Raw genomic sequence first — 24,648 nt, forward strand, 5'->3', positions numbered from 1 at the left:
ACATGGACAGGACGATCACCCGGGGCGGGTCCTATTCGCCCTGGCTGGTCTACTGGGCGTGGCACGAGGCACCGTGGCGGCTGCTGTTCCTGCCGCTGTCGCTGCTGGCGGGCGCGGCCTATGTCGCGGGGCTGGTCAGCCGGGGGCGGCTGAAGGAGATCAACCACCGGCTGCTGATGGGACGGCGCGTGCCGATGGAACGGATCGCGCCGCGCGCCGAGGGCTTCGCGCGCCGGATGGTGCCGGGGCGCACGTTTCGGGGCGCGCAGGCGCGGATCGACGCGGAGAAGGCGGAAGGGCGGATCGTGGTGATCGCGACAGCCTCCTACACCTTCTACGTCCACGCCATCGCGGCGCGGCTGGGCGTGGAGCAGATCGTCGGCACGAAGTCGCGGCGCGACGCGTCGGGCGCGGTGCTGGCGAGGCTGGACGGCGAGAACTGCTACGACGGCGCGAAGCGCGACATGGTGGCTGAGGCGCTACCGCCGCGCGAAGGGCTGCACGTCCGCTTCTTTTCGGACCACCACAGCGACGCGCCGATGTTCGAATGGGCGGACGAGGGCTTCGCGATCAACCCGACGCCGAAGCTGCGCGCGCTGGCGGCGGCGCGCGGCTGGCAGGTGATCGAATGGGAGTAGGGCGGGCCTGAAACCCGCCCTCCCGTGTCCTCAGGCGGCGAGGTTCCTGAGCACGTAGTGCAGGATGCCGCCGCTCCGGAAGTATTCCAGCTCGTTGTTGGTGTCGATGCGGCAGCGCGCGACGAACGAACCGGTGGAACCGTCCGCGCGCGTGAAGTTCACCGTCACGTCCTGACGCGGCTTGAGGTCCGCGACGCCGTCGATGCTGAACAGCTCGTCGCCGGTGAGGCCGAGCGTTTCCGCGTTGTCGCTGCCCTGGAACTGGAGCGGCAGCACGCCCATGCCGACGAGGTTCGAGCGGTGGATGCGCTCGTAGCTCTCCGCGACGACGGCGCGCACGCCGAGCAGCGTCGTGCCCTTCGCGGCCCAGTCGCGCGAGGAGCCGGTGCCGTATTCCTTGCCCGCGATGACGACGAGCGGCGTGCCTTCGTCCTTGTAGCGCATCGCCGCGTCATAGATCGCGAGCTGCTCGCCGGTCGGGACGTGCTTGGTGACGCCGCCCTCGACGCCGGGGAGCATCCTGTTCTTGATGCGGATGTTCGCGAAGGTGCCGCGCATCATGACTTCGTGGTTGCCGCGGCGCGAGCCGTAGGAGTTGAAGTCGGCGCGGCTGACCTGATGCTCGGTGAGGTAGGTGCCGGCCGGGGAATCGGCCTTGATGCTGCCCGCGGGCGAGATGTGGTCGGTGGTGATCGAGTCGCCGAACACGGCGAGCGCGCGCGCGTTCACGATGTCCGTGAGCGGCTTCGGCGTCATCGTGAGACCCTCGAAATAGGGCGGATTCTGCACGTAGGTGGACACCGACGAGAAGCTGTAGGTGCGCCCGCCGGTGACGTCGATGGCCTGCCAGCGCGCGTCGCCCTTGAAGACGTGCGCGTAGCGCGCCTTGAACATGTCCGCATCGAGCGAGGCCTCGACGGTGGAGCGGACCTCGTGATTGGTCGGCCAGATGTCCTTGAGGTACACAGGCTGGCCGTCCGACCCCGTGCCGATCGGCTCGACGGCGAGGTTCTTCCGCACCGTGCCCGCGAGCGCATAGGCGACGACGAGCGGCGGCGAGGCGAGATAGTTGGCGCGCACGTCCGGCGAGACGCGGCCCTCGAAGTTGCGGTTGCCGGAAAGCACCGACGCGGCGACGATGTCGCCGTCGTTCACCGCCTTGGAGATCGGCGCGGGCAGCGGCCCCGAGTTGCCGATGCAGGTGGTGCAGCCGTAGCCGACGAGATCGAAGCCGATGGCGTCGAGATCGGACTGGAGCCCCGACTTCACGAGATAATCGGTGACGACCTGGCTTCCGGGCGCCAGCGAGGTCTTCACCCACGGCTTGCGGTCGAGGCCCTTGGCGCGCGCCCTCTTCGCCACGAGACCGGCGGCGACGAGCACGTCCGGGTTCGAGGTGTTGGTGCAACTCGTGATGGCGGCGATCACCACGTCGCCGTGGCCGATGTCGTAGTTCGCGCCTTCAACGGGCACGCGCTTAGCGGCATTCGCCACCTTGAAGCTGCTGCCCAGCTCGGCCTCGAAACCGGCGGCGAGATCCTCGAGGAGCACGCGGTCCTGCGGGCGGCGCGGGCCGGCGAGGCTCGGGCGCACTTCCGAGAGGTCGAGCGCGAGCGTGTCTGTGAACACGGGATCGGGCGTGGCGGCGTCGCGCCACATACCCTGCGCCTTCGCATAGGCCTCCACCATCTCGCAGCGCCAGTCCTCGCGGCCGGTGAACTTCATGTAGCGGATCGTCTCGGCGTCGATCGGGAAGAAGCCGCAGGTCGCGCCGTATTCGGGCGCCATGTTGGCGATCGTGGCGCGGTCGGCGAGCGTCAGTGCATCGAGGCCGGGGCCGTAGAACTCCACGAAGCGGCCGACGACGCCCTTCGCGCGCAGCATCTGCGTGACGGTGAGCACGAGATCGGTGGCGGTGATGCCCTCCGGCAGACGGCCGGTGAGCTTGAAGCCGACGACCTCCGGGATGAGCATGGAGACGGGCTGGCCGAGCATGGCGGCCTCCGCCTCGATGCCGCCGACGCCCCAGCCGAGCACGCCGAGGCCGTTCACCATCGTGGTGTGCGAGTCGGTACCGACGAGCGTGTCCGGATAGGCGACGGTCGCGCCGCTCGCGTCCTCGGAGGTCCACACGGCCTGCGCGAGATATTCGAGGTTCACCTGGTGGCAGATGCCCGTTCCCGGCGGCACGACGCGGAAGTTGCGGAACGCCTGCGCGCCCCATTTCAGGAACTTGTAGCGCTCCATGTTGCGCTCGTATTCGAGCGCGACGTTCTGCTCGAAGGCCTTGGGGTTGCCGAACTCGTCCACCATCACCGAGTGGTCGATGACGAGATCGACGGGGACGAGCGGGTTGATCTTCTCCGCGTCCGCGCCCAGCTTCGCCATCGCGTCGCGCATGGCGGCGAGGTCGACGACGGCGGGAACGCCGGTGAAATCCTGCATCAGCACACGCGCCGGGCGATACTGGATCTCGCGCTCGCCGAGGTTGGCGTTCAGGAAGGAACGGAACGCCTCGACGTCGCCCTCGGTGACGGTGTCGCCGTCCTCGAAGCGGAGCATGTTCTCGAGCAGCACCTTCATGGAGAAGGGCAAAGCCGAGAAGTCGCCGAAGCGCTCGGCGGCGGCGGGGATCGAATAATAAGCGAATTCGCGGCCGCCGACATTCAGCGTGCGGCGGGTGTTCAGGCTGTCGCGTCCGGTGGCGGTCATCTTCACGATCCCCTTGTCTTTGCCGTTCGGGCCCGGCCGGCACGCGCCTATTGCAGCGCAGCAACCGCCGGAGTCGCGGCTGCTTTAACGAAGGGGAGCCGGGTTGGGAAGGGGACGAAAGTCGCAGGCGGGCTTGTCAAAATGTTGACTGGAAACGGTCAAGGGGGTGTGCCGGTTATTTGCGTCCGGCAGGCATCGCGAGATGGTCGGCGCGCCGGGCTGGCCGGAGTGGACTGCGACGGGCGTGGAGGCGCGTGGGCCGATCCCGGCCCCGACATTGTAAATTAACCCCATATGCCCTATATGGGTGAGGCTGACGTTGCGCGCGACGGATTGCGGCGCTCCGGCTCCCCTTTTCAGAACTCCCAGCCTCTCGGCACCCGCCGCCATGTGGCGCGCGGGTACGATCACGACCAGAATACTGAGACAAGATATGCCTATCGGCACCGTAAAATTCTTCAACGCCCAGAAGGGCTATGGCTTCATCGCGCCGGAAGGCGCGGGCGAAGACGCGTTCGTCCACATCACCGCCGTGCAGATGGCGGGCATGGAGACGCTCGATAAGGACCAGCGCGTCAGCTACGAGCTGGAGCGCGACCAGCGCGGCCGCACGAGTGCGGTCAGCCTGAAATCGGCCTGACACGTCCGATCACGGTTCGGAAGGCCCGGCGAGGTTCGCCGGGCCGCCCAAAGATCTGAAGCGAAAGCGCTTCACCGGAATATGCCGCCGGACCGGCGGCCAAGAAAATGACAGACATGCAAACGACACTGAACAACGGACGCCGGCACCCGGCGCGCCGCACACTTTCGCCTATGCCGAATACCGCGCCCCCGACGGGCGCCCGGCGCGAGCCCGGCGGGCTCACGCGCCAGCAGCTGCGGCAGATCGTCTACGACCTGATCGGCTGATCGCCGGTCCCTGAACGAAAGAGCCTTCGCGTGAAAGACCAGACGGCATTCTACGAGGAACGGATCGCGGAGGCCCAACGCGCCATCGCCGAGGCCGTGCTCATGAACGTGCGGAAGCAGGCGATCCTTGCGCGCGATCGCTGGATCGAGCTTGCAGGGCAGCACACCAGGAACCTGCTGGAGGGCGAGAAGGTGCGCGCCGCCAAGCTCGCCCGCGACGCGGAACGCGAGCTTGCCGCCGCCGGAAAATGAAGGCGACCGAACGCCGGACGCTGGCCTTCACCAACGCCTTCACCATAGGCGGAGTCGACGGCACGCTGCCCGCGGGCGAATATCAGGTGGAGGTGGACACGGATTTCACCCCCGGAGAGGACGCGCCTCAGAAAGCGGTTTCCGCCTTCCTCTACGTGCGCCGCGGGGGGAAAGCCTATGCCTTCGAAGTCGATGCGGAAGAGCTCGGCCGCATTCACAAAGCCGACCGGAAGAAATCCGGAAATACACCGCGTTGACGGCAAAGATCCGATTCGGCGTTCGCCGCGAATCAGAAAATATGCTAGACGTCCTTATCACCCGATTTCCGACCGCAAGCATCTCGTGACTGAGAGACACCATGCCCCCGCTTGCACATCCGGGAGAAATCGTGTGCTTTCAAACGTAAGACGCGAAACGCTTTCGCTGTCCTCATTCAGGGGCAGGGAACAGGCGCCGGAAGATATAGACGACAGCGGCTATTCGGAACTGCAGCTGAACCTCGCACCGGTCTGCTATTTCGAGATCTATCGCGGGGAAGAGAAAAGTCTCACCTCCGCCATACACTGCGGCGGGGACTGGCGCTGGCGCTTCTGCGCGCCGAACGGGGCGATCATGGCGCAGGCCTCCGGGTATCGGGGCGAGGCCGAATGCCGCGCCGCCATCGACATGCTGCGCTCCAGAGCTGCGGGCGCCAAAATTCGCGACGCCGTGCAATACGCCTGACCGGCGCACGACGCCGCCAGCCTGAAGGGAACCTCATGGGCCTGAACCAGCTTCTCCGGCAGGAGCAGATCGCCATCATGCGACGCGATGCGGCGAGCGAGCCGCGCGTGGTCGAGAAATACGAGACGGAGGTTCGCCGCCTCGGCCGCGCGCTCGAAACCCACGCCTACCCCCACCGCCACTTCCCGGACCGCCGCCTGCGCGCACGCGCGATGAAACTCTCCCTGATGCGCTGGGACGACGATGGCGGCGCGATCCTCGGCAGGTCCGAGAAGGCGTTTGCCAATCAGGTCAAGTCGGATAAATTCGGGACATAAAGAGCCCGAAGGGAGAATTGCGCGGTGATGGCCGCGCGCGTCCGCGCCCTTCGATCAGCAGGAGGGCATGTTCATGCGCGCGTCGTCTTTCGTTTCCCGTTTCGTGCTTGCCTGTGCGGCGTTGATGGCGGCGTCTGCCGCTTCCGCGGCGGACGACGCGGCGTTTCTCGCCTTCCCGATGGCGACGGAGATCAGCGCGGCGCGCGTGCCTGCCTTCGCGTGGACCGTGCAGCAGGGCGACAGGACGCGACTCTTCGCGGCGCGCGGGCCGGGCTTCAAGCGCACGGCGCTGTTCGAGCAGAGCGACGTGGACGGCACGCCGATCACCGGCATCCGGATCTCGCCGGACGGTGCGTGGGTCGCCTTCACCACGGGCTTCGCGGCGGGCGGATACAACCCGGCGAGCCTCATCACGCCGCCGAAAGCGACGCTGTGGCTTGTCTCCGCCGCGGGCGGGACGGCGCCGGTGAGGATCGGCGAGGGCAGCGGGCCGGACTTCTCGCCGGACGGGTCGCGGCTCGTCTACCGCAGCGGGGCGGACCTGTGGGCGGTGAATGCCGGCACCGCGGCGCCGAAGCCGGAGCTGCTGGTGCGCGGCGGTGCGGCCTTCGCGCAGCCGGTGTGGACGGCGGACGGCAAGAGCCTGATCTTCGTGCAGGACCGGGGCGGATGGTCGTTCCTCGGCCGCTACACGCTTGGCAGCGACCGCGTGGAGTGGCTGGTGACGGGCGCGGACCGGCTCAGCCACCCGGTGCTCTCGCCCGACGGCAGGACGGTCGCCTACCTGCGCTGGCCGGGGCGCGAGCACACGGTGACCTACGACAACCTCGAGAACCAGCCGGTCTCCGTGGAGACGGTGGCGACGAGCGGCGGCAAGACGCGGACGCTGTGGTCGTCGGGGCCGCGCGGCGGCTCGCGCATCTCCGACGACGACGAAGGGCTGCTGCGCTGGTCCGACAGCAGGACCGTGGTGTTCCGCGCCGAGGAGGACGGCTGGGCGCGGCTCTACGCGGCGAGCCTTTCGGGCGGCAAGGTGCGGGCGCTGACGGGCGAGAAGTGCGAGGTCGCGGAGAGCGAGCTTGCGGCGCCGGACACGCTGTTCGTCATCCACAACTGCCGCGATCTCGATACGCGGCAGGCCTCGCTCATCACGGTTTCCACCGGGCGCGAGCGGGCGGTGGAGAGCAAGGACGCGGTGCTGGCGCTGGCGAGCGCGGCGGGCGACGGGCGGCATGTCGCGGTGACGGGCGCGGGGGCGGATGCGTCGGCGATGCTGCGCATCGTGGATGCCGCGAGCGCGAAGGTCGCCTATGCGGAGACGCCCGCCGACTACGGGTATCGCTACGGCTTCGCGGCGCCCGCGCCGCAGCAGGTGCGCCTCACCGCCGCGGACGGGGAGAGCGTGACGGGGCAGCTGTTCCTCCCCAAGGGCAAGGGGCCGCACCCGGCGCTCGTCTACGTGCACGGCGGGCCGACGCGGCAGATGTTCCCGGCGTTCCACTTCAGCGGATACTACGCGAACGACTATGCGATGAACCGGCGGCTCGCGGAGATGGGCTATGTCGTGCTCGCGCTCAACTACCGCTCGGGCGTCGGCTACGGGCGGGACTTCCGCGAGGCGCCGGGGCGCGGATGGCGCAAGGCCTCCGAATACGCCGACGTGCTGGGGGCGGGGCGCTGGCTTGCGGCGCGCGCCGACGTGGACCCGAAACGCATCGGCATCTGGGGCGGCTCCTACGGCGGGCTGCTGACCGGGCAGGCGCTGGCGCGGAGCTCCGACCTGTTCGCGGCGGGCGTCGCCATCCACGGCGTGTTCGACTGGAGCTGGCCCTCGCCGGTGCCGGGGCACCTGAACCCGAGCAAGTTCTTCGGCGTGGGCGAGGCGGACAAGGCCGCGGCGTTCGCCGCCTCGCCGCTCGGCGCGGTGGAAGGCTGGCGCTCGCCCGTGCTGCTGTTCAGCGGCGACAACGACATGAACGTCGACGTGCGCGAGACCGTCGACCTCGCGCAGAAGCTGCGGCGGCAGGGCGTCGACGTGCGTACCATGCTGCTGCCCGGCGAATCCCACGGGCTGATCCGCTTCTCGGCATGGCAGCGGCTCTGGCGCGATCAGGCCGCGTTCTTCGACGAGACGCTCGGCAAGCGCTGAACAGGCCCAAGCGCCGAACAGGCAGGGGCATATCGGGAATTCGGGCCGCCGGAACCGATACGGCATCGCAACGACCTCTCCCGTGTGGTACATGTCCGCAAAGGGAAAAACGAAAGGGGTCGTGATGCGTAGGCGTTGGTTGGCTGCTGCGGCATTCCTGGCCGCGGCCGGATTCAGCGGGGCGGCGGCGGCGCGCTGCGTGCTGCCGATCCTGGTGCAGCGCGACGCGGACGAGGCCGCGAAATACGTGTTCGCGAACGAGGCGCTGGTGATCGACGGCATCGTCCGCGAATTGCCGCGCGGCGACGGCACGCTGTTCCAGCGTGTCGAGGTGATCCAGTACCTGAAGGGCAAGGGACCGGAAGCGATCGACATCTGGCCCGGCCCCGGCAAGCGGACCCGGCACGAGATTCTGAACACCGACGACTGGGGGCGCATCGACGCGCCCGCCGGCGCGCGCGTGGTGACGGCGCTCAGGCAGACGCCCTATGGCTGGACGGTGGGCGAATGCGCCTATCAGGCGCTTGCCGTGCCGGGCGTGGAGAGCGCGCTGCGCGAACTGTCGCCGGTCCGCGCCCAGCCCGAAAAACCCAAGAAGAAGTAGCGCGCGCAGGCGCGAGCAGGTAGGTCGGGGCGCATGGGGGACATGCTCATCCGCGCCGAAAACCTCGCCTGCGTGCGCGGCGGACGGCTGCTGTTCGAAGGGCTGTCGCTGGCCGTGGCCGCCGGAGAGGCGCTGCGCGTGACGGGGCCGAACGGCAGCGGCAAATCCAGCCTGCTGCGCTGTCTCGCCGGGCTGCTGGCACCCGCGGCGGGGCGTATCGAACACCCGGCGAGGATCGCGTGGCTGGGGCACGAGAACGCCCTGAAGCCGGGGCGCACGCTCGCGCAGGAACTCGGCTGGTGGGCGCGGCTGGACGGGACGGAACCGGCGTTCGCGCTGGGGCTGGAGTCGCTCGGCGACGTGCCGGTCAGGATGCTTTCGGCCGGGCAGAAACGGCGCGCGGCGCTGGCGCGGGTGATGGCCTCGGGCGCGAGGCTGTGGCTGCTCGACGAGCCGGGCACGGGCCTCGACGCGGCCAATACGAAGGCGCTTTCGGCGGCGATCGGCGCGCATCTTTCGGCGGGCGGCGGTGCGATCGTGGTGACGCACGGCGAGACCGACGTGCCGGGCGCACGGGAGCTGGCGCTGTGAACTTCTGGCGTCTTGTTCTGCGCGGCGTGGATGTCGCTGCGGGCGGCCTCATCCCGCTCGTGTTCTTCGTGATGGTCGCCAGCATGACCGCGTTCGCGATCGGTCCCGATGCCGCGCTGCTGCAACGCGTCGGCGCGGGCAGCCTGTGGGTGGCGGCGCTGCTCGCGGCATTGCTGCCGGTGGGGACGCTGATCGCCGAGGACGTCGCCGACGGTACGATGGACCAACTCCGCGTGCGCGGCATCGCGCCCGAGACGATCATGGCCGCGCGGCTCGCCGCGCACTGGCTCGGCTTCGCGCCGGCGCTGCTCGTCGCGGCGGTGCTCGGCGGGGCGATGCTGAACGCCGATGTGCCTGCGCTGGTGACGGGCCTCGCGCTCGGCACGCCCGCGCTCGCCGGGCTCGGCCTCGTCGCGGCGGCGCTCGTCGCGGGCGCGCGCGGCGGGCCAGCGCTCGCCGGGCTCATCGTGCTGCCGCTGGCGCTGCCCGTGCTCATCTTCGGGAGCGCGGGCGAACTGCGCCTGCTCGCCGCGTCGAGCCTCGTCGTCACCGCGCTCGCGCCGTTCGCCGCGGCGGCGGCGCTCCGGCAGGGCGACGGCTGAATCGGGCTTGCCTATCAGGCGCTTCCGGCTAGGCTGAGCGTTGTCAACGGGCAGGAGAAACGGGCATGGCTCACGTTTTCGAGATCACCAAGGACAAGGCGGGCGAGTACCGCGTCGCCTTCAAGTACAACGCCGAGAAGATTTTCTGGACCGAAGGCTATTCGAGCAAGGCGAGTGCCAAGAACGCCATCGACTCCATCAAGAAGAACGGCCCCGGCGCCGACGTGGTCGACAACTCGGACGGCTGAGCCAGCCTGTAAGGCATCCGGGGCGCGGCAGGTGCGAAACCGTTTGTCGCGCTCGGCTCCCGGCCGGACCCGGACCTGATCGTCTTCGCCTTTGCAGGCGCTGCCGATAAAAGGATTTGTCGCGATCGCGTAGTTTGCGGGACGAATGCGTCATATGGGAAAGTCCGATGAACCCGGCAATCTCGAAGCGCGTATCCGGTCGAGTTTCGCCAGACAGGGGCTGATGAGCACGCTGGGGGCGACGCTCGGCGACATCACGCACGGGGCCGTGGACATTTTCCTGCCCCCGAGCCCCGCGATTTCGCAGCAGCATGGTTTTGTCCATGCCGGCGCGATCAGCGCCATTGCCGATACGGCGGCCGGCTACGCAGCGCTGAGCACGATGGCGCCCGGCAAGGGCGTATTGACCACGGAATTCAAGATCAATCTCCTTGCCCCGGCGGTCGGCAGCCGCTTCGTTGCCCGCGGCAAGGTGATCAAGGCCGGCCGGACCCTCACCCTCGCGCAGACCGAGGTGTTCGCCGAGCAGGAAGGACCGCCGAGGCTGATCGCATTCCTGACGGCGACCTTGATGGCGATCGAAGGGCGGAACGGCATCAGCGACTGAACCTCCGCCGCTCGCCTCATCCCGGAAATCCCGTTATTGCGTTTCCGGCCCGCGGGGCCTTCCGGCCGTCAGCGAAGTGTCAGTGCGCAGGCGGTAGCAGGCGGGCGGTGGATGGATCGAACGGGGGAGAGGACATGGCGACAGGTGGACCGGTTGCAGGCGCGCGCTACGGCAAGGCGACGATCGCGCTGCATTGGCTGATGCTGCTGCTTCTGGCGGCGGTGTTCGCGACGATCGAGATGCGCGTGCTGTTCGAGCGCGGAAGCGAGACGCGCGAGTTCGTGAAGGCGCTGCATTTCATGCTGGGGCTTTCGGTGCTCGCGTTCGTCGCCCTCCGTATCGCCGCGCGCGTCGCGGGCGGCATGCCGCCGATCTCGCCGCGTCCGCCGGTGTGGCAGACCGCGCTGGCGCACGGGATGCACGTGGCGCTCTACGCCTTCATGATCGGGATGCCGATCGCGGGGTGGTTGATCCTGAGCGCGGCCGGCGAGCCGGTGCCGTTCTTCGGACTCGAACTGCCGCCGCTCGTGTCCCCGGACGAGGCGCTCGCCGAACAGGTCGAGGAAATCCACGAAACGGTCGGCGAAGCGGGCTATTACCTGATCGGCCTGCACGCGGCGGCGGCGCTGTTCCACCACTACGTGATGCGCGACGACACGCTCGCGAGGATGCTGCCCGGCCGGGGCTGAGGGTTTTCGGAGCAGGGACGCTTCGGCAGTGGCGAACCGGGCGGCGCGCGCTTACCTATGCTTTCCCAAGCAAGGAGACGAGCGATGAGCGAACCGGCCGACTACGTGCCGCCGAAGGGGTGGACCTGGGACCAGCAGAGCGGCGGGCAGTTCGCCTCGATCAACCGGCCGGTGGCGGGCCCCACGCACGAGAAGGTGCTGCCGGTGGGGCGGCATCCGCTCCAGCTCTATTCGCTCGGTACGCCGAACGGGCAGAAGGTGACGATCCTGCTGGAGGAGCTTCTGGCGGCGGGGCACGCGGGCGCCGAGTACGACGCGTGGCTCATCAACATCATGGAGGGCGACCAGTTCGGATCGGGGTTCGTCGACGTGAACCCGAACTCGAAGATCCCGGCGCTCGTCGACCGCAGCGGAGCGGAAGCCGTGCGCGTGTTCGAAAGCGGCGCGATCCTCGTCCATCTCGCCGAGACGTTCGGCGCGTTCCTGCCCATGGCCGGCGCGGCGCGCGCGGAGACGCTGTCGTGGCTGTTCTGGCAGATGGGCAGCGCGCCCTTCCTCGGCGGCGGCTTCGGGCACTTCTATGCCTATGCGCCGGTGAAGATCGAATATGCGATCAACCGCTATGCGATGGAGGCGAAGCGCCAGCTCGACGTGCTGAACCGCCGCCTCGCGGAGTCCGAATATGTCGCGGGCCCGGACTACACGATCGCCGACATGGCGATCTGGCCGTGGTACGGCGGCGCCGTTCTCGGCGAACTCTACGGCGAGTCCGCGACCTTCCTTTCGGTCCACGAATACGCGCACGTGCAGCGCTGGGCGAAGCAGGTGGGCGCACGGCCGGGCGTGCGGCGCGGGCGGATGGTGAACCGCCGCACCGGCCCGCTCGAGGAGCAGCTCCACGAGCGCCACGACGCTGCCGACTTCGACACGAAGACCGCGGACAAGCTGGCGGGGGAATAGCCGCCGCTCCCCCCGGCGCTCAGTGTCCGAGCTGGCCGCGCAGCGCGCCCTTCGGGTGGGGCGCGTTGTGGACGTTGACGTAATAGTCGGCCGGCTTCGCCAGCAGCGCCGCCACCACGTCCGCCTCGGCTCCGGCGCAGCCTTTCGACGTGCCCGTCGCGGGCGGATCGAGCGTGACCACGGGCGGGCCGGCGACGCCAGCCGCACCCTTGTGGATGTGCGCCATCGTCGCGGTGTCGATGCCGCTCACTTCGAGCGTGTAGCAGATTTCGGTCTTCGTGCTGTCGAGCGTAACGCTCGCGGTGCCCTTGCCGTCGGGGTCGCCGGGGCCGGGAACCTCGGCGGCGCCGGTGAGATGGATCTGCATGGTGACGGGCTCCGCAGCGGCGGCCGGTGCGGCGATGGCGGCTGCGGACAGGAACGCAAGGATCGTGCGCATGGCGTTTTTCCTCCTCATGGGGCCGTGGAACGCCGTCCTTGCGGGGAGCGGCGAACCGGCGTTCGCCGAAACGCATTCGGATGTCCGCAGGTTCCGCCGATCGCCTAATTCATCGACGCCCTGATGTGCGCGACGAGTTGGTCGACGACGGTGTTCCAGCCCTCGTGGAAGCCCATCTCCTCGTGCTGCCTCCGCGTCTCTTCGTTGCCGTGGATGGCGATGGCGGTGTAGCGCGTGCCGGTCGCGGTCGGCTCCAGCAGCAGCGCGGCGGTGAAGAACGGCTTCGGCGCGGGACGGAAGCCGGGGAGCAGCGTGTCCGTGAAGACGAGGCGCTCATTGGGCACGATCTCGAGATAGCAGCCGCTGTTCGGGAACTCCTCGCCCTCGGGCGAGCGCATCACCGTGTTGAACCGGCCGCCGGGGCGCAGGTCGATCTCGCACGAACTCACCGACCACGGCTTCGGGCAGAACCATTCCCTGATGCTTTCGGGGCTGGTCCACGCCTCCCACACGAGCTGAACGGGAACGTCGATCTCGCGTTCGAGGACGAGGTCGAGCGCGGGGTCGGGGATGAACTGGAACAGGGGGGATGTCATTCCGATCTCTCCTTCTTCATCTTCAGCAGCCAGGCATCGAGCCGGTCCAGCCTGCGCTCCCACATCGTGCGCTGCCTGCCCAGCCAGTCTTCGGCGACCCGAAGCCGTTCGGGGGCGAGTTCATAGGTCCGGACCCGCCCTTCCTTTTTCGAGCGCACCAGCCCCGCGCCCTCGAGCACTCTCAGGTGCGCGACGAACGAGGGCAGCGCCATCCGGTAGCCAGCAGCGAGGTCGCTGACCGAGGCGGGCTTCGCGCTCAGCCGTTCGAGCACGCTGCGGCGCGTCGGGTCCGACAGGGCGCGGAAGATGCCGTCGATCATTGCGGGCGGCGGTGGCGGCGGGGCGCTGTGCGTCGCGGGAATCATGCGCGGCTCCTTTTTCTTTCCGGAAGCGGGCGCATAGGGTATCGAAATACTTAGGTCAATTCCTAAGTTTTGAATAACGGCGACGGCGCACTTGCGCGGCTCAATAAATCTGTCATCAGACCGTCACAAAACTGTCGCAAAGCGCGCTGTCACAGCCGGGGGACCGTTTCATTCGCCAGATCGCAGCCTTGCCCTATCGATCGGAGGGAGCCGCGATCGACGCGCCCGTGCGCATCCTGCTCGTCACCTCGCGGAGCAGCCGGCGCTGGGTGATCCCCAAGGGCAACGTCACCAAGGGACTCGCGCCGCACGCCGCCGCCGCCAGCGAGGCGGAGGAGGAGGCGGGCGTGCGCGGCGCGGTGTGCCCGACGCCGCTCGGCTCCTACCGCTACCGCAAGCGGCGCAGCAACGGCGCCTCGCTGATGGTCGACGTCGATGTCTTCCCGCTCGCGGTGACGCGCGAGCTGGAGAACTGGAAGGAGCAGGACGAGCGCGAGCGCCGCTGGTTCACGCTCGCCGAGGCGGCCGAGGCTGTGGAGGAGCGCGACCTGCGCGATCTCATCCGCTCGTTCGGCGCCTCCGAGTTCAAGGCCGCCGCCCGCCGCACCGGAATGCTGACGGCCGTTGCCCAGAAATCAAGGATTCCCAATATGTTCGCCTGGTTCCAGCGGCTGCTCCCCAAGACCGGCAACTTCTTCGAGCTGTTCGAGGCGCACGCGATGACCGTGGTCGCCGCGGCGGACGCGCTGGCGCGGCTGCTGGAGAACGGGTCGTCCGCCGAGGACCATATCCGCGAGGTGATGGAGCGCGAGCAGGACGCCGACGACATCATCCGCGAGGTGCTGCACACCGTGCGCCGTACCTTCCTGACGCCGTTCGACCGCGGCGCGATCACCAGCCTGATCGGCGCGATGGACGACGCCATCGACGAGATGCAGGCGACGGTCGCGGCGATCTCGCTCTACGAGGCCGGCACGTTCGAGCAGGAGATGCGCGACATGACCGCGATCATCGTGGACGGCGCGCGGCTTGCCGCAGAGGCGATGCCGCTGCTGCGCGACGTGGCGCGGAACGGCCAGCGGCTCCACGAGCTGACCGAGCGGCTGGTGCGCATGGAAGGCCACGCCGACGAGATCCACGCGATCGGCGTCAAGAAGGCGTTCAAGGAGTACGGGGCGAGCGACACGCTGCGCTTCATCGTCTCGCGCGAGATCTACAAACACCTCGAGCGGATCGTCGACGCGCTGGAGGATGTCGCGAACGAGATCGACGGCATCGTCATCGACCACGCCTGACGCCGCCCGATGCACGACCTCGCGTTTCCGCTGCTCATCGGCCTCATCGTCATCGCGCTGGCGTTCGATTTCCTGAACGGGCTCCATGATGCGGCGAACTCGATCGCGACCGTGGTCGCGACGCGCCTGCTGGGGCCGGTACAGGCGGTGGCCTTCGCGGCGGCGTTCAACTTCGCGGCATACTTTCTCAGCCTCATCTTCCCGGCGCTGCACAAGGTCGCCGAGACCATCGGGCAGGGCCTCATCGACAAGGACCTCGTGACGCCCGCCGTGGTGTTCGGCGCGCTCATCGGCGCGATGTTCTGGAACGTCGTCACGTGGCTGAAGGGCATCCCGTCCTCGTCGAGCCATGCGCTCGTCGGCGGCCTCGTCGGCGCGGGCGTCGCGCACGCGGGCATGTCCGGCATCGAGTGGAGCGGGCTCAACAAGACGCTGATCGCCATCGTGCTGTCGCCGATGCTCGGCATGTTCCTCTCCATGCTCATCATGCTGCTGACGAGCTGGCTGATGAAGGACGCGACCGCGCGCGGGGCGGAGCGCGGCTTCCGCTACCTGCACCTCGCCTCGTCCGCCGCCTACTCGATCAGCCACGGCCTCAACGACGCGCAGAAGACGATGGGCATCATCACCGTGCTGCTCTACTCGACCGGCTATCTGCGGGGCGAATTCCACGTGCCGCACTGGGTGGCGATCAGCTGTTACGTCGCCATCGCGCTCGGCACGCTCTCGGGCGGCTGGAAGATCATCGAGACGATGGGCTCGCGCATCACCAAGCTCTCGCAGCACCAGGGCTTCAGCGCCTCGGCGGGCGGATCGGTGATGGTGTTCGCCGCCTCGCTGCTCGGCATCCCGGTCTCGACGACGCACACGATCACCGGCTGCGTGATCGGCGCCGGCACCGCCCGCCGCGCCTCCGCCGTGCGCTGGGGCGTCGCGCAGAACGTGGTGATGGCGTGGGTGATCACGATTCCCGCGTCGGCGGCGGTGGGCGCGATCTTCTACATGCTCACGCGGCTGTTCTAGGGCTGGGGAAAGAGAGCTAAGCTTCCTTCGGCATGTCCGCGTCGTCGAGTGCGCTGGCGCGGATCTGCGCCGGGCGGGTTTCGAGGCGTTTCCAGTAGGCCTCGAACGCCGGGCGCTTCTCGATGGTGCCGAACTGGAGGCCCCAGGCGACGTGCGCGCCGACATAGACGTCGGCAGCGGTGAAGCTGTCGCCCGCGACGTAGGGCGCGGCGGAGACGGCCTTCTCCAGCGTGTCCATCACGTGGCCGTAGGTGCCGTAGCCGACCATCATCTGCTTGTCGGCGGGCACCTCGACGCCGAGCGCACGGTCGGAGATCGCGGCTTCGAGCGGACCCGCCGCGAAGAACAGCCAGCGGTAGTAGCTGCCGCGGTCCTTCGGCGCAGGCGCGAGGTTCGCCTGCGGGAAGGCATCGGCGAGATAGGCGCAGATCGCGGCGCATTCGGTGACGACGGTGTCGCCGTGGCGGATGGCCGGGACCTTGCCCATCGGGTTGATCGCGAGATACGCGGGCGCCTTCATCGTGGTGCCGTAGTCGAGGATCTCGGTGCTGTAAGGCGCACCCGTTTCCTCCAGCATCCAGCGCGCGATGCGGCCGCGCGACATCGGGTTCGTGTAGAGCACCAGATCGGTCATCGTCCTTCCCCTTCGACTCGGAATGGAAGGAACATATCAGGAACGATGGAAGCTGTCGATCAGCGCGTCATGGCGTTGGTGATGCCCGTGAAGACATCGACCAGCGACAGGCCGAGCATCTGGAAAGCGATGATCGCCGCAAGCGAGATCAGCGCCGCGATCAGCCCATACTCGATTGCGGTCGCGCCCCGGCGGCTGACGAGAAGACGGTGGAAAACGCGCATCGGCCAGATGCTCCTTCGGCTCTGCGGCAAAAGTATCGGCCGCGCGGGTTGCCGAAGCGTTACCGGCCCTTCATGGCGCCGGTCGCGGTCTGCAGGATGTCGGTGACGAACCAGCCGAGCACGCCCGCGACGACGACGATGATGACGATGGTGACGACGAGGCGGCGGGTGTTGCTCCGCTTCGGCGCAGCCGCGCGCCCACCGGGTTGCCCATAGTCCTGCATTCCGACTCTCCCCCCAACGATCCCGAACGCGATTTTAGGGCCGAAGGTGAGCCGCTGACAACTACGGCTGGCGCGCGCAGACCGGCGCGGCGGCGCGCGGCGGCAGGGCGCGGGCGAAGGCGCTGAGCGCGGCGTAGGTGGCGTCGCGCGCCTCCGCGTCCAGCATTTCACGGCAGGCGGTATCGAAGCGCGGACGGTCGTTTGCTGCGGCCGCCGCCGTCATTGCCGACAGCGCCATCTCGTCGGGCCCGAGCCCCCGGCAGCAGGGCGGGCTGATCAGGAAACAATCCGGCCAGTGATCGCCGACGATCTGCACGGCGGCGAGGAGCCGCGTGGCGGCGAGCGGGCTCCCCAGCCGCTCGGCGAGCGCCTCGCGCGGGTCGTGCCCGGCACGCTGGCAGATCACCACCAGCCGCGTGCCCATCACCATGTGCATCGGCGTGCGCGCGAGATCGCGCAGATCGGGCTTTCGCAGCAGGTCCTCGAGCGGGTTCGTCATTCGGTCTCCCTTCGTCGGCAGGCTTTGCACATGCGTCGCATTGACATATGTTGGGAATCAAATCTAATGAGAATCAGTTGCAGTAGCAACGGTGCATTTGGTTTGGGGGTGACAGTGAATTCAGCTTCGCGGGCCGCGTTGGCGGCCGCTCTTTGCTATGGAATGACAGCCGGTGCGGCGCTTGCGGCGGATGACGCGGCGGCGCTGGACGACAGCGGCACGATCACGGTGACGGCGACGCGCAGCCCGATCTCCATCGACGACGCCCCGGCGGTGGTGACGGTGATCGACGAGCAGCGCATCGCCGACGAGCTGGTGACGGACATCAAGGACCTCGTGCGCTTCGAGCCGGGCGTTTCCGTGCGCCGCGCGCCCGCGCGCTTCGGCGCCGCGCTCGGCACGACGGGCCGCGCCGGCAACGAGGGCTTCACCATCCGCGGCATCGGCGGCAACCGCGTGCTCATCCAGGTGGACGGCGTGCGCGTGCCCGACGGCTTCAGCTTCGGCGCGCAGGGTGTCGGGCGCGGCGACTACGTCGACATCGGCCTCGTGAAATCGGTGGAGATCCTGCGCGGCCCCGCCTCGGCGCTCTACGGCAGCGACGGGCTTTCGGGCGCGGTGAGCTTCGTGACGAGCAACCCTTCGGACATCCTGAAGGAAGGCCAGAGCGTCGGCGGGCTGGTGCGCGGCGCGTACAGCTCGGCCGACGAGGAGTTCAGCGAGACGGCGATCCTCGCCGCGCGCGGCGGCACGGTGTCGGGCATGGTCGCCTACACGCGGCGCGACTACAAGGACCTCGACAACAAGGGCGCCGACGACCGCACGGGATCGCTGCGCACGACGCCGAACCCGCAGGACGGCGAGTCCGACGCCGTGCTGGGCCGGCTGGTGTGGGAGCCGGGCGGCGGCCACACGGTCCGCCTGACCGGCGAGTACGTCGACACCGCGCTTTATTCGAACGTGCTCTCGGGGATCAGCGCGACGGTCGACCGGCTGGAGGCGTGGGACACCGGCAAGCGCGTCCGCGCCGCCGCCGACTGGACGTGGCAGGGCGAAGGCGCGATCAACTACGCCCGCGTCGGCGCCTACTGGCAGGACGCCGAGGACCACCAGTACACCGAGGAGGACCGCACGCCCGCGGCGGACCGCACCCGGCTCAACACGTTCGACAACCGGGTGATCGGTGCGTCGGCGGAACTCCACGCGGGCTTCTCGACCGGCGCGCTCGGCCACCGCCTCGTCTTCGGCGGCGACGTCAGCGAGACGCGGCAGAAGGGCGTGCGCGACGGCACCGTCGCACCGTTCGGCGAGACCTTCCCCACGCGCGCCTTCCCGGTGACGGACTACGTGCTCGCGGGACTCTACGTGGGCGACGAGATCAGCATCGCGGGCGGCACGGTGACGCTGTTCCCGGCGCTGCGCTTCGATCACTACAAGCTCTCGCCCGAGGACGACCCGCTGCTGCCGGGCTTCGCCGCCGCCGGACAGAGCGATTCCCGCCTCTCGCCGAAGCTCGGCGCGGTCGTGAAGCTGGGCGAGGCGGTGCGCCTGTTCGGCAATTACGGGCGCGGCTTCAAGGCGCCCGAACCGGGCCAGGTGAACCAGTTCTTCTCGAACCTCGCCTCCGGCTACACCTCGATCCCGAACCCGAACCTGGGGCCTGAAAAGAGCGAGAGCATCGAGGGCGGCGTGCGCGTGGTGACGGATGCGGTGCGCTTCGAGGCGAGCGTGTTCCACGCGAAGTTCGACGATTTCATCATCCAGAAGTGGGTGAGCGGCAACTTCACTCCCGACGATCCCGCCATCTACCAGTTCGTGAACCTCAATTCCGCGAAGGTGAACGGCGCCGAGGCGAAGCTGGAGGTGAAGCAGGGCGGCTTCACCGGCACGCTCGCGGTGAGCTACGCCGACGGCACGGTGACCGACGAGACCGGCGCGAAATCGCCGCTGGAGTCCATCGACCCGCTGAAGGTCGTGGCGGGCGTCGGCTACCGCGAGACGGACGGGCGCTTCGGCGGGCAGCTGATCGCGACGTTCGGCGCGCAGAAATCGATCGGGGACAGCATCGGCGTATGCAGCGGCCCCTGCTGGCGGCCGGGTGATTTCCTGATCCTCGACGCGACCGCCTTCGTGCGGATCGGGGAGGCGATTACGCTGCGCGCGGGCATCTTCAACATCACCGACAAGAAGTACGCGTGGTGGAGCGACGTGCGCGGCGTCGCCGACACCTCCGCGGTCAAGGACGCCTACACGCAGCCGGGGCGCAACGCGAGCGTCTCCGCGACGTTCCGCTTCTAGAACACGAGGGACCAAAAGGACATGAGACCCTTCTACCGGACCATCGGCGCGAGCCTGTTCGCGCTCGCCATCGCCGTTTCGCCCGCGCTTGCCGACGCGCCCGTGGCACCGCGCACCGCCGCGGCCGAAAAGGCGGCGTTCGAGGCCGACCGCGCCGACATCCTCGCCATGGCGGGGAACTACCGGGTGCGCTTCGAGATGCAGGAAACGACGCCGTGGACGACGGACTACACGCCGCTCGAGCCCAAGCGGTCGGGCGGGAACGAGGTCGTGCGCGTGATCGAGGACACCGGCCGCCGCATCGTGCTGCAGCACCTGCTGGTGGTGGAGGACGATGACGACAACACGCACATCATCAAGCACTGGCGGCAGGACTGGGACTACGAGCCCGCGAAGGTGCTGGTGTACAGGGGCGACGGCAACTGGGTGTGGGAAGAGGTTCCCGAGCGGATGCGCGCGGGCCGCTGGTCGCAGACCGTGTGGCAGGTGGACGACAGCCCGCGCTACGCCGGGTGGGGCCAGTGGGAGACGCAGGCCGGCATCCGCCGCTGGCGCTCCAACTGGACGTGGCGGCCGCTCGCCCGCCGCGACGCGATCCGGAACCCGGTCTACGACCGCTATTATTCGATCAACCGCCACCAGCCGACGCCCACGGGGTGGATCCACTGGCAGGACAACACCAAGATGGCCGAGGACGCGGGCAAGCTGCGCCCGATCGTGCAGGAGTACGTGCTGAACACCTACACGAAGTTCGACGGCTACAACGTGAAGGCCGCCGACGACTACTGGGCCAAGACCAAGGGCTACTGGGCGGCGGTCCGCGGCGTGTGGGACGAGGTCGCCGCGAAGCGCAGCGGCATCCACGTGACCGAGAAGGCCGAGACCGGCACGGTGATCTCGGGACGACTGCTGGAGATCGCGGGCGAGGTGAACGGCGGCAAGCTGAAGGAAGCCGCCGCGATCGCCGAGGCGCGGAGGCTCATCACCGCCGCGACGGTGCAGCCGCCGCAGGTCGCTAGCGCGCGATAACGAGCGCCGCGAGGCCGGCCGCGCCGGCGAGGAAGCTGAACATCAGCGTCGCCGCGGCCGCCCAGCCCTTCCGCCATCCGGCAAGGCCGATGCAGATCGCCGCCTTGAACGCCGTGTTGAGGAGGACGGGAACGCCCAGCACCGCGCCCGCCGTGACGGGATCGAGGCTGCCCGCCGGCAGCGCGCCCAGCGTCACCGTCGCCGCGTCGACGTCGAAGGCGCCGGTGAGTGCGATGATGACGCCGAGCCCGGCGTCGCCGTAGCGCGCCTCCGCCCAGCGCGCGAACAGCGCGGCGCCCGCGATGAGCGCGGCGAAGCCGAGCGCGGGCAGGATGTCGAAGGGGTTGTGCGATGTCATCGGCGCGGCGCGCGAGGGCGCGTGCCGGTTGTGCCGCATGACGAACGCCGTGGCGGCGAGCGCTGCGATCGCGCCCGGCACGGCGATCCACGCCAGTGTCGGCACGACGAACCCGGCGACGAGCGCGGCGAGGACGAGCGTGCGCACCATCATCACCGCGCCCGCGAGCGCGATGCCCGCGATGGCCGGGGCAGGGGGATCGTCGCCTTCCGCGAGACGCCGGGCGAGCGAGGCCGTGGCGGCGGTCGACGAGACGAGCGCGCCCGCCGCCGCCGTGGCGAGCGTGCCGCGCACCTCGCCGAAGCGCTTCGCCGCGACGTAGCCGACGAACGACAGGCCGGAGACGAGCACGACGACCAGCCAGATGCTGCGCGGGTTCCACGCGTCGTAGGGGCCGTAGGTGGTATCGGGGAGCAGCGGCCAGACGACGATGGAGATCAGCGCGAAGCGCGCCACCGCCTTCATCTCGGCGGCGGTGAGGCCCCGGATCCACGCATGGAGTTCGTCGCGCATCGAGAGCAGCAGCACCATGACGCCGGTGCAGACGAGGGCGATGAGCACGTTGCCCGTGGTCGTGAGCATCCCGAGCGCGAGCGTGATGAGCCCGGCGATCGTGGTGGTGGCGCTGACGTTGCCGTCCTGCGCCATGTCGCGCCAGTAGCCCGCCAGAAGCGCGATCCCGGCAAGGACGGCAAGCAGCGTCGCCAGCACGCCGTGGCCGGCCTCCAGCGCGATCCCGGCGATGCCGCCGAGCAGGCCGAGCAGGCCGAACGTGCGGAAGCCCGCGACGCGTCCGCCCGCCCGCTCGCCGCGCGCGCTCCAGCCGCGCTCGACGCCGACGAGCAGGCCGAGCGCGAACGCGATGCCGACGTCGCGAAGGGGCGTGAGGTCCTCCATGACGCCTGCACTATCACAGCTTTTCGGCTGGAGAACCGGCAATCCGCAAAAGCCGATGACGAACAAGGGGTTGAAGTCATGCCATGTTCATGAAAATCATGACAATCACGGCGCGGCCAGTTTACGGGGACAGGGGGAAATTTGCATGGCGGACACACGCATCGGCATCGTCAGGCGCATCATCTGGCCGGCGAAGGCATCGCTGTTCGCGCTGATCGGCGGCGCGGTCGGGCTGTTCGGCGACCTCGTGAACTTCTTCGCGGAGTTCCTTTCGGCGAACGTGCTGGTGATCATCTTCGCGGTGATCACCGCCGTGGCGGCGCTGCTCTGCTTCCAGCGCGCCTTCATGGTGAACGCGGCCGACGACAAGGCGGTGGACGAGGTGGTGCAGTGCGCCGCCTGCGACGGGTTCCGCTTCGGCCTGTTCGCCACGGCGGCGTTCATCCTGCTCATGCTGGTCGGGCAGGGCCAGTCCGCGACCGAGGCGGTCGGACGGCAGCTCGGGCTCATCAAGGAAGACACCGCCGTGATCCGCGATCAGGTGGGCGACCTTCACGCGATGGCGCAGCCGCAGATGATCATCAAACGGCCGAAATCGGCGGCGGACCATTTCAACAACGCGTGGATCTACCAGAACATGCAGCGCAACCCGGCGAAGGCGTTCGCCGAGATGCAGGCGCTGTACGCAAACTACGCGCCGAAGAAGCTCGACGCCGCGCAGCTCTATTTCGATGCGGGCAATGCCGTCACCGGCCGCACGCAGCTCGTGGAGGGGATGCAGGCGCTGGCGCGCAAGACCGGCGACGCGACGCTGCTGGTGATCGCGGCGCGCGCCGCGCCGAGCGAGGAAGCGGGCGACGCGATGGCCGCCGAGGCGCAGAAAATGGACCCGGTGCTGCCGTTCGCGTTCTGGGACATCATGCGGCCGAAGTCGATGCGGGTGACTGACATGACCCAGCGCGGCGCGGCGGCGCAGCGCGACCGGCTCACCGCCGACCGCGAGATCATCGAGAAGTTCCGCGCGCTCTACAACGCCCAGCCCGCGCAGCACTGGTACTTCCTGCCGCAGTACGCGGGCGACATGGAAAGCATTGCCCGGCAGCAGTCCGAAGGCCTTGCGAACAACATCGCCACCTACGACGACATCGCCAGCGGCCGCCTCGCGCAGCGGGTGCGCGAGGAATATCAGCGGAAGAACCGGTAGGCGCTATCGGCCACCTGCCCCTCTCCCCGACGGGGAGAGGGAGGTTGGCTGGTTCAGCGGCCCTGACGGCGTTGGCCGCCGCCGGGATTGCCGCGGCCACCGCCGCCGGCGCCGTGGGCGGGCTTCGCCGAATATTTCGCCTTGGGCTTGCCGAAATGACGGCGCTGGCCGTCGCGGTCGCCCTCGCGGCGTTCGCCGCCGGAGCGCTCGCCGCGGTCGTGGCGATGGCCCGTGTCGCGATGGCCGGGCGCGCCGCGGTGGCCGCCGTCGCGGCGGCCGTCACGGCGCTCGCCGCCGCCGAAGCCGCGCTGGTCGCCGCTGTTCTCGCCGGTGCGGGCGACCGGCTTCGCGAGCGCGGCGGCGCGGGTGAGGAAGTTCTCAGGCAGCGGCATCGGCTCCAGCTTCTGGCGGATCAGCCGCTCGATGTCGCGCAGGTACGCACGCTCGTCGCCGTCCGAAACCAGCGCGATGGCGATGCCCTCGCGGCCGGCGCGCGCGGTGCGGCCGATGCGGTGCACGTACTGCTCCGGCACGTTCGGCAGCTCGAAGTTGAAGACGTGGCTGACGCCCGGCACGTCGATGCCGCGCGCCGCGATGTCGGTGGCGACAAGGATGCGAACGTCGCCGGTGCGGAACAGGCCGAGCGCGCGCTCACGCTGCGGCTGCGACTTGTTGCCGTGGATCGCCTCCGCCGCGATGCCCGCGCCCTTCAGGTGGCGGACGACGCGGTCGGCGCCGTGCTTGGTGCGCGTGAAGACGAGGCCGCGGTCCATGTCCGCACCGAGGTCCTGGAGCATGATGGTGAGCAGCGCCTGCTTCTCGGCGGTGTTCACGTGGATGACGTGCTGCGCGACGCGCTCGGCGGTGGTCGCCTGCGGCTTCACCTCCACCTTCTGCGGATGGTCGAGGAACTGCGCGGCAAGCTCGGCGATCGCGGGCGGCATGGTCGCCGAGAAGAACAGCGACTGGCGCTTCTTGGGCAGGATGCGGACGATGCGGCGCAGCGCGTGGATGAAGCCGAGGTCGAGCATCTGGTCGGCCTCGTCGAGCACGAACACCTCGACCTGCGAGAGATCGAGCGCGTTCTGGTCGACGAGGTCGATGAGGCGGCCGGGCGTGGCGACGAGGATGTCGACGCCGCGCTGGAGCGCGCGCACCTGCCGCCCGATCGGCACGCCGCCGAACGCCGTGGTGATGGTGAGGCGCAGGAACTTGCCGTAGGTGCGGAAGGACTCCGCGATCTGGCTGGCGAGCTCGCGCGTCGGCGCCAGCACCAGCATCCGCGAGGCGCGCCCCTTCAGCGGCTTGTAGGTCTGCGACAGGTAGTCGAGCGAGGGCAGCGCGAAGGCGGCGGTCTTGCCGGTGCCCGTCTGCGCGATGCCGAGCAGGTCGCCGCCCTTCATCAGGATCGGGATCGCCTGCCGCTGGATCGGCGTGGGGATGGTGTAGTTCGCTTCGGTGAGCGCCTTTTCGATACGCTCGCCAAGGCCGAACTGGAGAAAATCGGTCATTTCAATCTTTCAAAAAACATGCCCGTGCCGCGCAGCCGGAATTGGCGCGCG

The 24,648-nt window shown here is 68.9% G+C and carries 30 protein-coding genes; 20 read left to right on the forward strand and 10 right to left on the reverse strand.

Features of this window, described 5'->3' with window-relative positions; translation table 11 throughout:
* The first annotated feature begins 2 nt into the window (after positions 1-2).
* Positions 3-638, forward strand: coding sequence for an HAD family hydrolase (locus PE061_RS09045; protein WP_271258759.1), 636 nt, complete (start codon positions 3-5; stop codon positions 636-638).
* 30 nt (positions 639-668) lie between these two features.
* Here the strand turns inward: PE061_RS09045 and acnA are convergent, their stop codons facing one another.
* On the reverse strand, positions 669-3,350 hold the full coding sequence (gene acnA, locus PE061_RS09050; protein WP_271258760.1) for an aconitate hydratase AcnA: 2,682 nt from the start codon (positions 3,348-3,350) through the stop codon (positions 669-671).
* Between the two features lie 433 nt (positions 3,351-3,783).
* On the opposite strand from acnA, the gene PE061_RS09055 reads away from it, so the two are divergent.
* From PE061_RS09055 to yghU, 14 genes are all read left to right on the forward strand, one after another.
* Positions 3,784-3,990: a cold-shock protein gene (locus PE061_RS09055; RefSeq protein ID WP_271258761.1), complete on the forward strand. Its 207-nt coding sequence runs from the start codon at positions 3,784-3,786 to the stop codon at positions 3,988-3,990.
* A gap of 116 nt (positions 3,991-4,106) precedes the next feature.
* Positions 4,107-4,259, forward strand: coding sequence for a hypothetical protein (locus PE061_RS09060; RefSeq protein ID WP_271258762.1), 153 nt, complete (start codon positions 4,107-4,109; stop codon positions 4,257-4,259).
* A 30-nt stretch (positions 4,260-4,289) separates the two neighbouring features.
* A complete protein-coding gene (locus PE061_RS09065; protein ID WP_271258763.1) occupies positions 4,290-4,511 on the forward strand; it encodes a hypothetical protein in 222 nt (73 codons plus the stop codon).
* The gene (locus tag PE061_RS09070; RefSeq protein WP_271258764.1) at positions 4,508-4,768 is read left to right on the forward strand and encodes a hypothetical protein; all 261 of its coding nucleotides are present in this window, start codon (positions 4,508-4,510) and stop codon (positions 4,766-4,768) included. The genes PE061_RS09065 and PE061_RS09070 overlap by 4 nt, the downstream gene beginning before the upstream one ends.
* Positions 4,769-4,901: 133 nt before the next feature.
* Positions 4,902-5,234, forward strand: a complete 333-nt coding sequence (locus PE061_RS09075) for a YegP family protein (RefSeq protein ID WP_271258765.1) — start codon at positions 4,902-4,904, stop codon at positions 5,232-5,234.
* Between the two features lie 35 nt (positions 5,235-5,269).
* Entirely contained in the window at positions 5,270-5,551 is a 282-nt protein-coding gene (locus tag PE061_RS09080) for a hypothetical protein (RefSeq protein WP_271258766.1), read from the forward strand.
* Between the two features lie 73 nt (positions 5,552-5,624).
* Positions 5,625-7,700 (forward strand): S9 family peptidase, encoded by a 2,076-nt coding sequence (locus tag PE061_RS09085; RefSeq protein ID WP_271258767.1) that lies wholly within the window; start codon positions 5,625-5,627, stop codon positions 7,698-7,700.
* Positions 7,701-7,824: 124 nt separating this feature from the next.
* On the forward strand, positions 7,825-8,304 hold the full coding sequence (locus PE061_RS09090; protein WP_271258768.1) for a hypothetical protein: 480 nt from the start codon (positions 7,825-7,827) through the stop codon (positions 8,302-8,304).
* 33 nt (positions 8,305-8,337) lie between these two features.
* Complete coding sequence (gene ccmA, locus PE061_RS09095; protein WP_336297023.1) at positions 8,338-8,895, forward strand: heme ABC exporter ATP-binding protein CcmA; 558 nt, start codon at positions 8,338-8,340, stop codon at positions 8,893-8,895.
* Positions 8,892-9,497, forward strand: coding sequence for a heme exporter protein CcmB (locus PE061_RS09100; RefSeq protein WP_271258769.1), 606 nt, complete (start codon positions 8,892-8,894; stop codon positions 9,495-9,497). Before ccmA ends, PE061_RS09100 begins: the two co-directional genes overlap by 4 nt.
* 65 nt (positions 9,498-9,562) lie before the next feature.
* Positions 9,563-9,745 carry a YegP family protein gene (locus PE061_RS09105; RefSeq protein WP_271258770.1) on the forward strand — a complete coding sequence of 61 codons (183 nt, stop codon included), beginning with the start codon at positions 9,563-9,565 and terminating at the stop codon, positions 9,743-9,745.
* A gap of 154 nt (positions 9,746-9,899) precedes the next feature.
* The gene (locus PE061_RS09110) at positions 9,900-10,352 is read left to right on the forward strand and encodes a PaaI family thioesterase (RefSeq protein WP_271258771.1); all 453 of its coding nucleotides are present in this window, start codon (positions 9,900-9,902) and stop codon (positions 10,350-10,352) included.
* Positions 10,353-10,486: 134 nt separating this feature from the next.
* Positions 10,487-11,041, forward strand: a complete 555-nt coding sequence (locus PE061_RS09115; protein ID WP_271258772.1) for a cytochrome b — start codon at positions 10,487-10,489, stop codon at positions 11,039-11,041.
* 84 nt (positions 11,042-11,125) lie between these two features.
* Positions 11,126-12,001, forward strand: coding sequence for a glutathione-dependent disulfide-bond oxidoreductase (gene yghU, locus PE061_RS09120; RefSeq protein ID WP_271258773.1), 876 nt, complete (start codon positions 11,126-11,128; stop codon positions 11,999-12,001).
* 19 nt (positions 12,002-12,020) lie between these two features.
* Here the strand turns inward: yghU and PE061_RS09125 are convergent, their stop codons facing one another.
* The 3 genes from PE061_RS09125 to PE061_RS09135 form a co-directional block, all read right to left on the reverse strand.
* A complete protein-coding gene (locus PE061_RS09125) occupies positions 12,021-12,440 on the reverse strand; it encodes a CHRD domain-containing protein (protein WP_271258774.1) in 420 nt (139 codons plus the stop codon).
* Positions 12,441-12,544: 104 nt separating this feature from the next.
* On the reverse strand, positions 12,545-13,036 hold the full coding sequence (locus PE061_RS09130; RefSeq protein ID WP_271258775.1) for an SRPBCC family protein: 492 nt from the start codon (positions 13,034-13,036) through the stop codon (positions 12,545-12,547).
* Positions 13,033-13,401 carry an ArsR/SmtB family transcription factor gene (locus PE061_RS09135; RefSeq protein WP_271258776.1) on the reverse strand — a complete coding sequence of 123 codons (369 nt, stop codon included), beginning with the start codon at positions 13,399-13,401 and terminating at the stop codon, positions 13,033-13,035. The genes PE061_RS09130 and PE061_RS09135 overlap by 4 nt, the downstream gene beginning before the upstream one ends.
* A gap of 188 nt (positions 13,402-13,589) precedes the next feature.
* Between PE061_RS09135 and PE061_RS09140 the strand changes: the two genes are divergently transcribed.
* Entirely contained in the window at positions 13,590-14,696 is a 1,107-nt protein-coding gene (locus PE061_RS09140) for a DUF47 family protein (RefSeq protein ID WP_271258777.1), read from the forward strand.
* Between the two features lie 9 nt (positions 14,697-14,705).
* Entirely contained in the window at positions 14,706-15,719 is a 1,014-nt protein-coding gene (locus tag PE061_RS09145; protein ID WP_271258778.1) for an inorganic phosphate transporter, read from the forward strand.
* Between the two features lie 16 nt (positions 15,720-15,735).
* Here PE061_RS09145 and PE061_RS09150 read toward each other — a convergent pair whose 3' ends face one another.
* The 4 genes from PE061_RS09150 to PE061_RS09165 form a co-directional block, all read right to left on the reverse strand.
* Positions 15,736-16,353, reverse strand: a complete 618-nt coding sequence (locus PE061_RS09150) for a glutathione S-transferase family protein (protein WP_271258779.1) — start codon at positions 16,351-16,353, stop codon at positions 15,736-15,738.
* Positions 16,354-16,412: 59 nt separating this feature from the next.
* Positions 16,413-16,577 (reverse strand): Flp family type IVb pilin, encoded by a 165-nt coding sequence (locus PE061_RS09155; protein WP_271258780.1) that lies wholly within the window; start codon positions 16,575-16,577, stop codon positions 16,413-16,415.
* A 59-nt stretch (positions 16,578-16,636) separates the two neighbouring features.
* Entirely contained in the window at positions 16,637-16,801 is a 165-nt protein-coding gene (locus tag PE061_RS09160; RefSeq protein ID WP_271258781.1) for a hypothetical protein, read from the reverse strand.
* 61 nt (positions 16,802-16,862) lie between these two features.
* Positions 16,863-17,300 carry an addiction module antidote protein gene (locus tag PE061_RS09165; protein ID WP_271258782.1) on the reverse strand — a complete coding sequence of 146 codons (438 nt, stop codon included), beginning with the start codon at positions 17,298-17,300 and terminating at the stop codon, positions 16,863-16,865.
* Between the two features lie 162 nt (positions 17,301-17,462).
* Here PE061_RS09165 and PE061_RS09170 point away from each other — a divergent pair, with 162 nt between their 5' ends.
* Together PE061_RS09170 and PE061_RS09175 are read left to right on the forward strand one after the other, a co-directional pair.
* A complete protein-coding gene (locus PE061_RS09170; RefSeq protein WP_271258783.1) occupies positions 17,463-19,598 on the forward strand; it encodes a TonB-dependent hemoglobin/transferrin/lactoferrin family receptor in 2,136 nt (711 codons plus the stop codon).
* A gap of 21 nt (positions 19,599-19,619) precedes the next feature.
* The gene (locus PE061_RS09175; protein WP_271258784.1) at positions 19,620-20,627 is read left to right on the forward strand and encodes a DUF6607 family protein; all 1,008 of its coding nucleotides are present in this window, start codon (positions 19,620-19,622) and stop codon (positions 20,625-20,627) included.
* Here the strand turns inward: PE061_RS09175 and PE061_RS09180 are convergent.
* Entirely contained in the window at positions 20,614-21,882 is a 1,269-nt protein-coding gene (locus PE061_RS09180) for an MgtC/SapB family protein (RefSeq protein WP_271258785.1), read from the reverse strand. The two genes, PE061_RS09175 and PE061_RS09180, sit on opposite strands and share 14 nt — an antisense overlap.
* A gap of 145 nt (positions 21,883-22,027) precedes the next feature.
* Here PE061_RS09180 and PE061_RS09185 point away from each other — a divergent pair, with 145 nt between their 5' ends.
* Entirely contained in the window at positions 22,028-23,086 is a 1,059-nt protein-coding gene (locus PE061_RS09185) for a hypothetical protein (protein ID WP_271258786.1), read from the forward strand.
* A 53-nt stretch (positions 23,087-23,139) separates the two neighbouring features.
* Here PE061_RS09185 and PE061_RS09190 read toward each other — a convergent pair whose 3' ends face one another.
* Complete coding sequence (locus tag PE061_RS09190; protein WP_271258787.1) at positions 23,140-24,597, reverse strand: DEAD/DEAH box helicase; 1,458 nt, start codon at positions 24,595-24,597, stop codon at positions 23,140-23,142.
* Positions 24,598-24,648 lie beyond the last annotated feature (51 nt).

This window comes from Sphingosinicella microcystinivorans (genome assembly GCF_027941835.1).
GTDB lineage: Bacteria > Pseudomonadota > Alphaproteobacteria > Sphingomonadales > Sphingomonadaceae > Sphingosinicella.

Bases quoted from the DNA above. Each gene is read 5' to 3' on its own strand.
- PE061_RS09045 (WP_271258759.1), top strand. From the start codon at position 3: ATGGACAGGACGATCACCCGGGGCGGGTCCTATTCGCCCTGGCTGGTC.
- acnA (WP_271258760.1), bottom strand. From the start codon at position 3,350: ATGACCGCCACCGGACGCGACAGCCTGAACACCCGCCGCACGCTGAAT.
- PE061_RS09055 (WP_271258761.1), top strand. From the start codon at position 3,784: ATGCCTATCGGCACCGTAAAATTCTTCAACGCCCAGAAGGGCTATGGC.
- PE061_RS09060 (WP_271258762.1), top strand. From the start codon at position 4,107: ATGCAAACGACACTGAACAACGGACGCCGGCACCCGGCGCGCCGCACA.
- PE061_RS09070 (WP_271258764.1), top strand. From the start codon at position 4,508: ATGAAGGCGACCGAACGCCGGACGCTGGCCTTCACCAACGCCTTCACC.
- PE061_RS09080 (WP_271258766.1), top strand. From the start codon at position 5,270: ATGGGCCTGAACCAGCTTCTCCGGCAGGAGCAGATCGCCATCATGCGA.
- PE061_RS09085 (WP_271258767.1), top strand. From the start codon at position 5,625: ATGCGCGCGTCGTCTTTCGTTTCCCGTTTCGTGCTTGCCTGTGCGGCG.
- PE061_RS09090 (WP_271258768.1), top strand. From the start codon at position 7,825: ATGCGTAGGCGTTGGTTGGCTGCTGCGGCATTCCTGGCCGCGGCCGGA.
- ccmA (WP_336297023.1), top strand. From the start codon at position 8,338: ATGGGGGACATGCTCATCCGCGCCGAAAACCTCGCCTGCGTGCGCGGC.
- PE061_RS09105 (WP_271258770.1), top strand. From the start codon at position 9,563: ATGGCTCACGTTTTCGAGATCACCAAGGACAAGGCGGGCGAGTACCGC.
- PE061_RS09110 (WP_271258771.1), top strand. From the start codon at position 9,900: ATGGGAAAGTCCGATGAACCCGGCAATCTCGAAGCGCGTATCCGGTCG.
- PE061_RS09115 (WP_271258772.1), top strand. From the start codon at position 10,487: ATGGCGACAGGTGGACCGGTTGCAGGCGCGCGCTACGGCAAGGCGACG.
- yghU (WP_271258773.1), top strand. From the start codon at position 11,126: ATGAGCGAACCGGCCGACTACGTGCCGCCGAAGGGGTGGACCTGGGAC.
- PE061_RS09125 (WP_271258774.1), bottom strand. From the start codon at position 12,440: ATGCGCACGATCCTTGCGTTCCTGTCCGCAGCCGCCATCGCCGCACCG.
- PE061_RS09130 (WP_271258775.1), bottom strand. From the start codon at position 13,036: ATGACATCCCCCCTGTTCCAGTTCATCCCCGACCCCGCGCTCGACCTC.
- PE061_RS09135 (WP_271258776.1), bottom strand. From the start codon at position 13,401: ATGATTCCCGCGACGCACAGCGCCCCGCCGCCACCGCCGCCCGCAATG.
- PE061_RS09145 (WP_271258778.1), top strand. From the start codon at position 14,706: ATGCACGACCTCGCGTTTCCGCTGCTCATCGGCCTCATCGTCATCGCG.
- PE061_RS09150 (WP_271258779.1), bottom strand. From the start codon at position 16,353: ATGACCGATCTGGTGCTCTACACGAACCCGATGTCGCGCGGCCGCATC.
- PE061_RS09155 (WP_271258780.1), bottom strand. From the start codon at position 16,577: ATGCGCGTTTTCCACCGTCTTCTCGTCAGCCGCCGGGGCGCGACCGCA.
- PE061_RS09160 (WP_271258781.1), bottom strand. From the start codon at position 16,801: ATGCAGGACTATGGGCAACCCGGTGGGCGCGCGGCTGCGCCGAAGCGG.
- PE061_RS09165 (WP_271258782.1), bottom strand. From the start codon at position 17,300: ATGACGAACCCGCTCGAGGACCTGCTGCGAAAGCCCGATCTGCGCGAT.
- PE061_RS09170 (WP_271258783.1), top strand. From the start codon at position 17,463: ATGACAGCCGGTGCGGCGCTTGCGGCGGATGACGCGGCGGCGCTGGAC.
- PE061_RS09175 (WP_271258784.1), top strand. From the start codon at position 19,620: ATGAGACCCTTCTACCGGACCATCGGCGCGAGCCTGTTCGCGCTCGCC.
- PE061_RS09180 (WP_271258785.1), bottom strand. From the start codon at position 21,882: ATGGAGGACCTCACGCCCCTTCGCGACGTCGGCATCGCGTTCGCGCTC.
- PE061_RS09185 (WP_271258786.1), top strand. From the start codon at position 22,028: ATGGCGGACACACGCATCGGCATCGTCAGGCGCATCATCTGGCCGGCG.
- PE061_RS09190 (WP_271258787.1), bottom strand. From the start codon at position 24,597: ATGACCGATTTTCTCCAGTTCGGCCTTGGCGAGCGTATCGAAAAGGCG.